General features: G+C 31.1%; 11 protein-coding genes. 2 read left to right on the top strand and 9 right to left on the bottom strand.

The features are described 5' to 3' along the window. Positions 1 to 2: 2 nt before the first annotated feature. The 4 genes from GQR98_RS04690 to GQR98_RS04675 all read right to left on the bottom strand — a co-directional run bounded on the left by GQR98_RS04690 (position 3) and on the right by GQR98_RS04675 (position 2827). On the bottom strand, positions 3 to 149 hold the full coding sequence (locus tag GQR98_RS04690) for a hypothetical protein (protein WP_159018502.1): 147 nt from the start codon (positions 147 to 149) through the stop codon (positions 3 to 5). A gap of 150 nt (positions 150 to 299) precedes the next feature. Next, entirely contained in the window at positions 300 to 1238 is a 939-nt protein-coding gene (locus GQR98_RS04685; RefSeq protein WP_159018501.1) for a hypothetical protein, read from the bottom strand. Continuing rightward, a complete protein-coding gene (locus tag GQR98_RS04680; protein ID WP_159018500.1) occupies positions 1231 to 2529 on the bottom strand; it encodes a DNA cytosine methyltransferase in 1299 nt (432 codons plus the stop codon). The genes GQR98_RS04685 and GQR98_RS04680 overlap by 8 nt, the downstream gene beginning before the upstream one ends. Beyond that, the gene (locus GQR98_RS04675) at positions 2519 to 2827 is read right to left on the bottom strand and encodes a helix-turn-helix domain-containing protein (protein WP_159018499.1); all 309 of its coding nucleotides are present in this window, start codon (positions 2825 to 2827) and stop codon (positions 2519 to 2521) included. The genes GQR98_RS04680 and GQR98_RS04675 overlap by 11 nt, the downstream gene beginning before the upstream one ends. A gap of 176 nt (positions 2828 to 3003) precedes the next feature. Between GQR98_RS04675 and GQR98_RS04670 the strand changes: the two genes are divergently transcribed. Together GQR98_RS04670 and GQR98_RS04665 are read left to right on the top strand one after the other, a co-directional pair. Then, positions 3004 to 3744 carry a hypothetical protein gene (locus GQR98_RS04670; protein WP_159018498.1) on the top strand — a complete coding sequence of 247 codons (741 nt, stop codon included), beginning with the start codon at positions 3004 to 3006 and terminating at the stop codon, positions 3742 to 3744. Beyond that, on the top strand, positions 3717 to 4727 hold the full coding sequence (locus GQR98_RS04665; protein ID WP_159018497.1) for a DNA double-strand break repair nuclease NurA: 1011 nt from the start codon (positions 3717 to 3719) through the stop codon (positions 4725 to 4727). The genes GQR98_RS04670 and GQR98_RS04665 overlap by 28 nt, the downstream gene beginning before the upstream one ends. Here GQR98_RS04665 and GQR98_RS04660 read toward each other — a convergent pair. From GQR98_RS04660 to polA, 5 genes are all read right to left on the bottom strand, one after another. Continuing rightward, the gene (locus GQR98_RS04660) at positions 4724 to 5590 is read right to left on the bottom strand and encodes a hypothetical protein (RefSeq protein ID WP_159018496.1); all 867 of its coding nucleotides are present in this window, start codon (positions 5588 to 5590) and stop codon (positions 4724 to 4726) included. The genes GQR98_RS04665 and GQR98_RS04660 overlap by 4 nt on opposite strands. Next, positions 5590 to 7773, bottom strand: a complete 2184-nt coding sequence (locus tag GQR98_RS04655; protein ID WP_159018495.1) for a hypothetical protein — start codon at positions 7771 to 7773, stop codon at positions 5590 to 5592. The genes GQR98_RS04660 and GQR98_RS04655 overlap by 1 nt, the downstream gene beginning before the upstream one ends. Further along, a complete protein-coding gene (locus GQR98_RS04650; protein WP_159018494.1) occupies positions 7766 to 7939 on the bottom strand; it encodes a hypothetical protein in 174 nt (57 codons plus the stop codon). Before GQR98_RS04650 ends, GQR98_RS04655 begins: the two co-directional genes overlap by 8 nt. Next, positions 7936 to 9540, bottom strand: coding sequence for an ATP-binding protein (locus tag GQR98_RS04645; RefSeq protein ID WP_159018493.1), 1605 nt, complete (start codon positions 9538 to 9540; stop codon positions 7936 to 7938). Before GQR98_RS04645 ends, GQR98_RS04650 begins: the two co-directional genes overlap by 4 nt. 224 nt (positions 9541 to 9764) lie before the next feature. Continuing rightward, on the bottom strand, positions 9765 to 12614 hold the full coding sequence (polA, locus tag GQR98_RS04640) for a DNA polymerase I (RefSeq protein WP_159018492.1): 2850 nt from the start codon (positions 12612 to 12614) through the stop codon (positions 9765 to 9767). Positions 12615 to 12649 lie beyond the last annotated feature (35 nt).

Here is a 12649-nt window from a genome sequence, read left to right as displayed (position 1 = left end):
TTCTACTTTTTTAATTTTTTCTGAGTTTTCCCTTTTCTTGTTGCTACAGCATGTGCTAACACAGCGACTTCTATAAGTAGAATTGCAATTTTAGCTTTTTTACTTTTTGTTAATGTACTTGTAAGTCCTAATACTTTTGTAATTATCATAATTTATATTTTTAAGAACAAATTATGGATAAAGTTCATTGTTGAATGACTTGATAAATATTTATTTTGACTGGATTGAGGGTTTTGTTAATGTCTGTATTAATAAACAAAACAGATTTTCGATTAAGTGTAAGGGTAGTAATTAGTTTTTTATTTTTTCTTATTTTTAAGTTTTAATCCATTTTCTAAATCAAGAACAGGTTTGTCGCTGTAAAGTATGTTAGGGAAAAGTTTTGATCCTACAGCAATTAAAATTCGTTCAACTAATAATCTTGTATGTTCAGAGGTTTCTGGTGGTAATTGAATAATTGAGTATTCTGTCCATTCGTCAAAAGAATGGTGTTTTTGAGTTGTAGGATATCTTTTTGATAGAGATTTTTTCGTCTCTCCGAAGTAAACTTCTTTTAGTTCTCTATTTAGCAATATGTAAATATTATTTTCATTTATTTCTTTAGAGATGTTATCTCTTGATTTCCAGTTGCTAACTTGTATTCTTCGCAGTATTTCTTCTTTTGAACTTAGTAAATAATCTGCAATCAAGTATGAGCTAAGTTCATTAAAAACTTTAGGGAATCCTTGAGAAGCTTCTCTAACTCTAAAAAACTCTTTAAAGGTTATTTCTGGTTTATTTTTTTTCCATAAAATTTTTACTTGCAATTGTTCTTTGAAACCTCCAATATCATATTCAGTAAATTTTTGCTTTTTGTAATATTCATCACCGATATGAAACTCTAATGATCGCACAAAGCTTTTTGGGTAATCTTTTGCTAATTGAACAGCAAAGTCATTATCCCATTTCAATCTATAACTACTAGTTTGACTTCTACCTTTTGTAAAAAACAGAGATAATTTACCTTTGAATTTGTGTTTAATTTTTTTTAACTCCTTTGGTGACTCATAATTAATGTTAATTTCCCAAGATTTGTTATTTGAATTATGAGTTTTTAAAACTTTTTCAGTCCAAGATTTAGCATAATATTGGGGTATAGTTATCATGAGGTCATTAATAAACATTGATTTGTGAATGTCTAAAGGGAAAAAATTCTGTGATAATCTAATTGGTTGGACTCTGTTAGTTCTTTTATCCATTTATAATTTTATTGTATAGTTCTTTTCCTATTTTTTCAATAACTCCAACCACTAAAGCGTTACCCATGAAAAAAGCTCTTTTTGCATCCGTTATTCCCTCTAGTTTTGTGTGGTTATCAGGAAACATATTTAGCCTTTCTAGTTCAATAGGTGTTAATCGCCTTAATCCTCTATCGGAATCAACAACATGCTTGAAGCGTGATGGAGATTTCCCCCCTTCTCCTGTAATTATTGTTCTGGATGCATTGTCAAGTGAGTCTGGGTAAATCATTGCGCCTTCACCATAATTATATTCAAAACCATTTTGGGTAATTCTTTTCTCCTTTTTAGAGCCTTTTAAATATTCCCACATTTCTACTTCTGTGGTGATAGTTCGTTTAGAGCCATCCCTATTTGTAATAATTTTTGGCGTTTTTAATTTTTTATCTGCTATGAAAAATTCGTTAGTTACTTCTCCATTTTGGATTAAGTCTCGAAGTTTTGTTTTTGGACCTTTATATTCTGGTTCGCTTTTAGTTGTGTACACTTTTCCTTTAACAAGCATTCCTGTATTAAGAAAGGGGGACAATTTTGCGTCTTTATTAAATTCATTAGTTATTTCAACTAAATTTCCTTTTAGTTCAACTTCTTGAATTTTAATGTTTTTTGCAACAGGAAAAGCTCTAGCTATAGTTCCATCTTCTGTTAGCCAACCTATTTTGCTAGACTTCACAAGTTTTTTGTACGTAACTGTAGATTTATGGTAGCCAATAAAGAATACGCGTCTTCGCCTTTGCGGCATTCCGTATTCAGCAGCATTAATAACTCGCCATTCTACAGCGTAGCCTAAATCATTTAAACTTTGAAGCATTACTGCAAAATCACGACCTCTTTGGTTTGCAGGAGATTTTAAAAGTCTATCTACATTCTCTAAAAACAAATATTTAGGTTTGTTTTTTTTATTTTCTAATATACTATGTATCGACCACCAAAGCACTCCTTTCTTTCCTTTTAATCCTTTAGAGTTATGTAAAGTTGTCGCTACAGAATAATCTTGACAAGGGAATCCTCCAACTAATAGTTCGTGATCTGGGATTTCTTCAACATCTCTTGTTACAACTTGATTAATATCTTCATTTGAATGGTTCTCTTTCCCAAAGCGTGCTTCATAAACTTCTGAAGCATGTTGCTTTTTTGTTGAAGGTTCCCATTGATTGCTCCATACGATTTCAAAATTACTTTTTTCAAGTCCAAGCCTGAAACCGCCAACTCCAGCAAACAATTCTGCTACTTTTATTTTTTTATTTGCCATTATCTTGAGTTTTGTAATAGTTAATCTTTTCTTCTGCCACTTTTAAAATTTCGGCAGTTGATTCTGAGTATTTTAAATCTTCTGCGATTTTTTCTGAATACCAACTTATTATTAAATCTTTTTGAGACAGATTATAAAAATCTGCAAGCCTTAGGAGTTGTTCTTTTGTGGGTTTCCGCTCGTTTTTCTCAAACTTACTAATAAGAGATTGGTCGATACTAACTTCATCTGATACTTTTCTAAGGATTAAATGAGTTTTATCTCGAGCTTCTTTAAGGGTTTCTCCTAAAGTTTTCATAATTAAATAATGTTTTAGACAAATATTGTCCAAATATAGAGATACATTTTATAATTATTATACTTATAACGGTTTTTTATCTGAATGTAATCGGACAAATTAAATATGGTTTTTTTATATTGTGAACTCATAAGATTCCTTTTGAAATAAAAATTAATAGAAACCATCTTTATCTAATGAATAATGCTACTCAAATTATAATTAGTGAAATTTATAATCTGGTAGGAAATAGAACTATAAGAGATATAATTAATTTAGAAACAGATAATATTTATAATAAATCGGCAGTTTCAGTAATAATCAAAAAATACATTAATAATAATTCATTGTATAATTTAGATGTGTTGAAAGATTATAATATTATGGTGAAATTTATTTCTGTCGATGTAAATTATAAATGTTTCGAAGCGATGTCTTTTACTAATGTATCTTTATTCAATACTATTTTTGAGAAATGGGATAGTCAAGATCCATTAGAAAATGCTTCATTAAGAAGTCAATTAAATTCGAACTATCTTTTTATACCGGTAATAAAAAATAAAAAGAAAGGTGCTTATAATAATTATTATGATTGGAAAATTGGTTGTTTTAGTTTTTGGGTGCCAAATGAGAGTGAATTGAGTTTGATTGGAAAAGAATGGGAGGAGATTCAACAAGTAATTCAAAAAGGAGTAGTGTTGCAAAAAGTAAAATATGGAGAAGGATATAGAACGAATAATAATTTACCTAAACAGTCGGAAACAAATTTTATACACTTAAGACCGCATGCTAAGAATAGTTCTGATTTTGATATCCCGTATTTGAATTACACTAATGGAGATGTAGAGATAACCAAGCAATCATTTTGGCTTAATAAAAAATTTATTAATCAATTATTAGAAAAATACAAATGGAAAACGAGTTCAAAGGGAGAGTGATTTTTTCTGAAAATTATAAAACCACTATTGATTCTATAAAATTAATAAATAAATCGGTTACTAGTCGAGCTACAATAGTTAAGGCTAGTAATGAGTCACTAGATCTTTCTGATAGTTCAGATATTAGAATAATTAAAGGTTATGAAGAGGTAACCAAAATTTTATCTGAAAATTTAAAGCAGGCCGATGTTTTATGTGCTTATGATGAATCTATTTTAGAACTTAACTCTCTAGAAGGGAAAGTGAGGTGTACTGTGCATAACTCAGTCATACAAAGCAAAAAAGAGTATGTTCCTGCTGCTTATGTTACCTTAAAATTCTATACTAAATCTAATTTGATTTCAGGGAAAGCAACTGAATTTTCGGATATAATTAGAACAGATGATGTTCCTGGGGATTTATCAAAAGAGTATGTAAAAGAGAGAGCATATTTTCTTTCTAAAGCAGCTCCTTCTAATTCATTAATCTTTATTGACGGTTCAATGTTTTCAGGTGCCTCAACTAGTGGGAATTTTGTGTTAATAGATTATTTACTTTCTAAGAACTGTCGACCTGTGTTTTTTGTTAAAAATAGTGAGAGTACGATAATAACTGAACGATTTAATTTTGCAAGAGGATATAATTCTGACTTGCATTGGGCTTATGTTAATTTAAAAACGGGTAACGTATCTCCTGTATTTGCATACACTTCTAAAGAAGGTAGAAGTAAAGCAATGTGCTTCATGAAAGTTTTTGATAATAGAAGTCCTGTTAGAATTGAGTTTCCATTAAAAGCTTTTGAAGAAGGTTGGTATGGTGATGATGTATTTGATTTGATATACTACCAGTATCTTGCAAATGGTAGCTCCAATAACATGCAGCCAAGAATTATTCAAGTATCTGAAATGTACGCTAGAGAGGTCTTAAAATCCACTAATTTATATAAAGAAATTGAAAGAATGGGACTAACTAAAAGTATGAACGAAGAAAGAAGTTTTAATTAACTCTTTAGCTCTTCAATTATATACTTATTAATCGTTCCAGGCATTTCTCCTAAATCAATAGATATTTTAAACGAGAGGTCTTTCAAAACATTATAAAATATTTCATTAGCAATTAATCTCTGTTCTTCTTTATAGTTGTCTAAAATAAGGTTTAAAAAATAGATTGCATTTTTTCTTTTACTCAAATCCAAATAGTACTGATAAGATCCTTTTTTAAAATATAAAGATGTTTTAGGTAAATCAACATTATTAGTGATAAATTTCCTAAAAACGGAATCTTTTCCAGTTTCCCATCCTACTTTTTTACCTAAACTCAAATCGTTATCTTCCATTTCTTTTTCTATAGAAATGAAAAACTTATGATAATCGCTTAGTTTATTTGTAGATAATCCTTCAGTGTTAAAACAATTTTCTGCATTATCTGCCCCAAAAAGCACCAAGAAAATACACCAGATTTTCTCTTGAGTTTTTAAAGAAAGTTTCTTTTCTATTTTAAAATTATTAGAATCGAATGCTTTGAAAACCTCCTGTATGTTATAATTTTTAATTGAATAAAGTTTAAACATTCCATTTGCTCCAATAAACACCTTATCATTATTAATTAAATTACCTCGTATTATGTAATTATCCTTGAAACATTTATCGATAACATCTTTGTCAAAAAGATATTTTAATTCGTCAATAGAAACAGAGCCATTTAGCATCAACTTATTTAAGTCGTTATTGTTTTTTTTTAAAAACATCAGAGTTTTAAAAACATCTATTCCTTGTTCATTTTCAAAATGATAGATCTCTTTTGTTTTTAATCTTTCTTGAAATGCAACGCAAAGACTGTTGTATAATTTCTCTAATAAATCTTCCATTAATATTCTATAATTTTAATTCCATTAGAATTTGGCCTTGTAAAAACAGCCATTACTAATCTATTTTGATTTTCAATCTTTTTAATGGATGAAATTACTGAATCCAAGGCATTCTGTGCCATATTACCAATTTCGTCAAGTAATACAACTACATATTTGCCTTCGACATTTTCTATCCTTTGTTTCAAATAATTAGCACTCGCTAAACCTGTTGATACGTCATCTTTTTTTATGATAATTCCGTTTTCACAATGAAACTCCTGCTTTATCATATTATAAAATTCCAGATTAACAAAATCACCATCAGCTCTTAATAACTTGTTGTCCATGGAGTAAGCTATTATTTTACCCGCTAATTCCATGAATTTTACATCTTCTTGTGCTGTAAATTCTGAGAGATTACCTCCTTCTATTTTTGAAATCAAATCAGCATAAGACTTAAGGTTGACATTAATTAGCGTAATAGTGTGTAAAAAAGATTTTATTTTATTCTTTTGAGCATCATTATATCGCGAAGGCTTTTTAGTTTTCTCCATTTCAAGAGCCCTCTCATTTAATCTTCTATCCGAATCTAAACTCTTAATTTTTTCACGTAAATCTCTTAGTTTCCTTTCAATATCAGCTTTTGAGAAATTTAAGTTTTCCAATAATTGAGGGTTTGATATTTTTTGTTTAACGTTATATTGCAGTGCTGATAATTTATCAAGAGAGTCGAACCTACTTAAATCAGAAATTTTTAAATCATTAGCACACTGAGCACAGATTAAATCAAATTTGTTTTTTATTGATTTCAAAGTTTGCTTAATCTCTTTTATTTCAGCCTCCGTTTTGTAATAAATGCTACCATCGTCATCCACAAGTTTCTTTTTATTTTCCTTGTTGAGTTGAGATTGTATTCTCATATATTGGATAATATATCCTCCTAAAGGTTTTAAGCCCGTTATTAGGAATGATTTTAGTGAGTCGTAATCTTTTACTTTATGATCGTTAATAATAGCTTCAAGGCTGTTTTTTAATTTTTTCGAATCAACAGAAATAGCATTTTTTAGAAAATGGTCAATCTCATTTTCTACTAACTCTTCCAATAGGTTTATTAAGTCCTTGTATGAATTATGAATTATGTATGATTTGTTGTTCTTTTTTTCTAAAATAAATCGAAGAATTATGTCTTTGATATAATCAATACTTCCAATATATTTTTTTTGCATAGAGACATAATTATCGCTTTGAATTATGTCATTGATCTCAGTGTTTTTTATGAAATCATAGTATTCCGTAATAGCTTTATCGTCACTGATTAGTTCTTCTAATTCCGAATCTTTATTTATTTCAGCAATTAGCTTAGAAATAATTTCTTTAAATTGCTTTTCTAGAACCGCTAATTGATTATTGAAATTTCTGATTTTTAATTCGTCTTTTTTCTCAATTTTAGAAGGTTTTTTTAAAAGCTTAAATGCTTTTTGTTTTTTTACTAATCTAGATTCTAAAAGTAAGCGCTTTTCTAAAAAAAGACTCAGGTTTTTTAAATTACTATATATTTTCAGTTCAAATATCCAAGATTCTTTTATTTGAATTCTTTTATCAATATCTTCAATATGTTTTTTAGTTAATAAGGTCTCTTTTTCTAGATTTTCAATCTTATCCTCATTTCTAACGCTGTCAAATTCTTTTGAAATATCACTGAAATATTTTGCTATTTTAATAGTTTTTGACCTTAAATTTTCATTCCAAGTTCCTAAATCTTTAATTACGGCGTTTAATCTTTCGTTTGGATTCGTTGGGACATCATAAATCACAGTCAAATCTCTATGCAGAATTTTGTGGTTAATAGGTGAACCCCCATCAATTTGGATTATTTTACCTCTACCAGTACTTTTTGATAATGATAGTTTTTTATTATCTGGTAATTTTAAATCAATTTCATAATTTAATCCATACGCTGTTTCATCATCATATCTAGAAATGGATTCTTTAATAGATTTTAAAATTCTTTCATCATCTAGTTTGTCAGCTTCAAGCGCATACGCTAAGAGATTTAAAACAAAAGTTTTTCCGTAACTATTATCCGCTGTTATTTCGAAAATCTTCTTATTCGAATTTATAATTGGTAAAATAAACTCTTGCCTAGGATGATAGGTTTTTTGCTCTCCTAGTATTTCTAACTTATAATCTATATTATTCATCACTAGTAAGCTTATTTAAAATTTCTTCTATATTTATATCTTTATAATCCGCTATAAAGACTTCTTGAATCAACTCTAAAGATAGATCATTCTCATTACCTGTTTCGAAATCACCTTTAAGAAGTTCAAAAAGTTCTTTTCTATATTTTTGTTCTTTATTTATCATAATATACCTGATTTGGAAAGGGGAAATTTAGCAAGTTTTAATTGGGGTAGACCATGAATATTGGTAACACAATACCCTGCTTTCATTGACTGAATATCATCAGGATTAATTCCATTTATTTTTTTATTAAATTCATCGGTTTTAAACATGAATTTTGTATTAATTACCGATGTTAGACCATTTGGAATATCGTTGATGTTTTGTGAAGAAAAAACTACCCCTATTTTTTTACTTCTACCAATCCTACAAATAGTATCTAAGTCTCCTAATGCATTCCTAGAAGCAGATGATTTGTAAAATTGGTGAACTTCATCTATTATTATTAGGATGGGTATATCATTATTATTTTCAGTTTTCTCAACTACTATTCTATTTAATAAATATCTTAAAACTATAGAGCCGAACTCTATACTTCTCGCAACATCTATAACTGTCATTTTGCCTTCTTGTAAAATTGAGTCAGCGTCTATTTCATTCCCTTTTTCATTTTCAAAATATCTGTTAGCATTTTTCAATCTAGAAATCATTGCGTTTGCTGTAGCAGGGTTTAACCTAGTAGTTCCGTCTCTTTCCGCTACATCCCTTGTGTTAAAGTTGTAATCTTGATCTTTACAATCTTCTAGAAAATCTAAAAAATGTGAAAAACGACCATTAGGATTGTTTCTTTGCCAATATCTAAAAACATCAGGAAGAGCTTGAGTAGCTAACTCTGTTAAGTTTTCTACTATTCCAAGTAAAGATTCTGGGTCAATTTTACTTGCGTTAAGAGTTATTGGTGTGCATAAATCTTCGCTTACTCCTTGAGAAATTACATTGTTTAAGTTTTCATGAGCACTATATAGAATCTCGTAATTTTGAACTCCATTTGGTTCAAAATTTAATGAAGCCCACTCTCTTTTAGCTTCCTTGTTGTTCGTTTCAGTTTTTTTATCCATATTAAGGAAATCAACATCTTTAACATTGATAGCTAAAACACACCCGTATCTATTAATTCCATCTGCTTTAATCTTATTCTCAATGAAGTGTTGTGCTAAATATTTAGTAGCTACAGTTTTTCCTGACCCTGTTTTCCCTGTTATTTGAATTTGATGCCAGTAAACATCTTCAGGAATTCTTAATTTAACAGGTTTTCTATTTACATCATTTATTTTTTGGCATCTCGAGGTATGAACAGTAGCAGGAAATAGGTATGGTCCATTGTTTCTTTCTGAATCTGTTGCTTTTAATATTTCTTCTTCTGTAGATAGTCTGGCGAGAGCTTGAGGTTTTATATAATCAACCAATCCATCTTCTCTTTGAGTGATATCGTAAACTCGGTGAGCAGTAATTTGATTTTTACATTCCCGATCAGCTTCCTGAAGGCCTAAGTTTAAATCAGCAAGAAGAGGGCTAGGTGAATATATTGCTGTTTGTTCACTCTCTTCAACCCTAAGGACAAATTTTCGATTATCTTCTATATTTTCTTTGTTATTATCTAAATCTCCTTTAATCGACATATCTACTGTAAGGTAACTTCCTTTGGGCAATAGTCCAGAATTTGAATTCTTTTTTGATGTTAATACAATTTTTCCAGATTTCTCATACAATACAATCCAATTCATGTTTTAGAAATTTAATGTTATAATATCTTATTCTTTATTTTAAATATAGAAATACTAGTGAGGTACACTTTCTGTAAAGTGAATTTATAAACTTAGTTTTTTATAGATAAAAATGTGCGTTTTTATTTAAAATATTATGTGTTTATATAAAAGTTAAAAGTATAAAAAATGATTTGTACTATTTTACGGGTTTCCTCATTTTTAACTAAAATTTTTATATTAAATTAATGTGCCTCCAACCAATTTAAACCCGTATCCAATTCCACATCTAAAGGCACATCCATTTTAAAGGCTTGTTCCATTTCGGTTTTAATGAGGGTTTTCATGTCTTCTAATTCAGGTTTATACACATCAAAAACCAATTCATCATGCACTTGTAAAAGCATTTTGGTTTTGAAATCACCAGCATTAAGTTTATTAAAAATATTAATCATGGCAATTTTAATAATATCGGCAGCGCTACCTTGTATAGGCGCGTTTACGGCATTACGTTCTGCGGCACCACGTACCACGCCATTTCTAGAATTAATATCTTTTAAATAACGACGACGCCCTAAAACGGTTTGCACATAGCCATTATCGCGTGCAAAATCGACTTGCTCGCTCATGTATGCACGTAGTTTTGGGTAGGTTTCGTAATAGGTGTCTATCAGTTCTTTGGCTTCACCACGGGATAAATCGGTTTGGTTACTTAACCCAAAGGCAGACACGCCATAAATAATTCCGAAGTTTACGGTTTTAGCGTTGCTACGTTGCTCGCGAGTCACTTCATCTAAGGGTACATTAAATACTTTCGATGCGGTAGAGGCGTGAATATCTTCACCGTTTTTAAAGGCTTCAATCATGGTTTCCTCTTTACTTAAGGCCGCAATAATACGCAGTTCTATTTGGCTATAATCGGCAGCTAAAAGCGTGTACTCTTCACTTCTTGGTACAAAGGCTTTACGCACTTGGCGACCACGTTCGGTACGTATTGGTATATTCTGTAAGTTGGGGTTGTTACTACTTAAACGGCCTGTAGCGGCAACGGTTTGCATGTAATCGGTATGTACACGGCCTGTAGTTGGTTCTACTTGTAGCGGTAAGGCATCGACGTATGTACTTTTCAGTTTTGCTAAACCACGGTAATCCAAAATATTTTGAATTATAGCATGATCTTTAGCGAGGTAAGATAAAATATCTTCGCCTGTGGCATACTGTCCTGTTTTGGTTTTCTTAGGTTTATCTACCAGTTTTAGATTTTCAAAAAGCACAATACCTAATTGTTTTGGCGAGGCAATATTAAATTCTTCACCAGCGGCTTCGTAAATGCTTTTTTCTAATGTTTCAATATCGTTATTTAAAGCTTCGGCTAAAGAATTCAGGAACTCTTCATCTAAATTAATTCCTTCTAATTCCATGGCGGCAAGCACCCGAAGTAATGGGATTTCAATCTCATCGAATAATTTTTGTGTATTAGCTTCGCCTAACTCATTTGTAAAATGTTCTTTGAGTTGCAGGGTAATATCGGCATCTTCAACAGCGTATTCCGTTTGTTTTTCCAGAGGCACATCGCGCATAGATAATTGGTTTTTTCCTTTTTTACCAATAAGCTCGGTAATGGAAATTGGCGTGTAGTTTAAATACGTTTCAGCCAAGATATCCATATTGTGACGCATATCTGGATTTATAAGATAATGCGCAAGCATGGTATCGAACAATTTACCTTTGACATCGACATTGTATTTTGCAAGAACTTTAATATCGTATTTTAAATTCTGACCTACTTTTTCAATACTTTCACTTTCGAAAAAGGGACGTAATTGCTCGATAAGGTCTTGGGCTTCGGTTTTATCTTCCGGGAATGGTAGGTAAAAGCCTTTTCCAACTTCCCATGAAAATGAAATACCAACCAATTCTGCGGTTAGCGGGTTTAAGCCCGTAGTTTCGGTATCAAAACAAACCGAGGTTTGACTCATTAAATTTTTGAGAAATAATTTTGTGCCCATGCCTGCGGCCACACTTTGGTAAAAATGCGAGGTGTTTTCGGCTGTTTTTCGGGTATGCTCGGTAACGATTTCTTCTTTAGTTGTACTGGATGGATCGCCACCAAACAATGAAAATTGCCCGGCACCAGCCGAAGCTTCTTCTTTTGGTGTCGCTTTTTCTTCGTTGCTTTTTTCGGTAGTTTCTGTTGAAGTTGCTGCTGCTTGAGCTGTAAAAGTTTTTGTGAAATTATCTATAAGGCGTCTAAATTCTAACTCTTCGAAAATTTCTGTAACCTTCGGAATATCGGGTTGATCTAATTCGAAATCTTTCGCATTAAATTCCACCGGAACATCCAGCATAATGGTTGCTAATTTTTTAGAAAGTAAACCCAATTCTTTATTGGCTTCAATTTTCTCTTTCATTTTACCTTTTAGCTCGTGCGTGTGTTCAAAAAGGTTTTCCATAGAGCCATAAGCGGCAAGGAATTTTTTAGCTGTTTTTTCGCCAACACCTGGTAAACCAGGTATGTTATCACTGGCATCACCCATCATGCCTAAAAAGTCGATAACTTGTAATGGGTCGGTAACTTCAAACTTTTTCTGAACCTCAGGGATTCCCCAAGTTTCGTAACCGCCACCAAACATAGGGCGATACATAAATATATTTTCGCTAACCAACTGAGCAAAATCTTTATCGGGTGTTACCATAAAAGTTTGGTAACCTTCTTTTTCGGCTTGTTTGGCTAGAGTACCAATAACATCATCGGCCTCGAAACCTGCTTTTACCATAATAGGGATGTGCATGGCTTTTAGAATCTCTTGGATAATAGGCACGGCAATTTTTATAGCTTCTGGAGTTTCATCTCTATTGGCTTTGTAAGCCTCAAACATTTCTACTCTATCGGCACTACCTCCTTTATCGAAACAAACGGCTAAATGGTCTGGTCGCTCACGTTTAATAACGTCTAAAAGTGAGTTCATAAAACCTAAAATTGCTGAGGTATCAGTGCCTTTAGAGTTTATTCTTGGGTTCTTTATAAAGGCATAGTAGCCACGGAAAATTAATGCAAAAGCATCAACTAGAAATACGCGTTTGTTATCGGACATTTTATAAATTTTGATAGAATTTCAAAACTACAAAA

Source organism: Algibacter sp. L3A6 (assembly GCF_009796825.1).
GTDB lineage: Bacteria > Bacteroidota > Bacteroidia > Flavobacteriales > Flavobacteriaceae > Algibacter.
The sequence above is the reverse complement of the archived record's forward strand: the minus strand, read 5'-3'. Positions and strand labels throughout refer to the sequence as shown.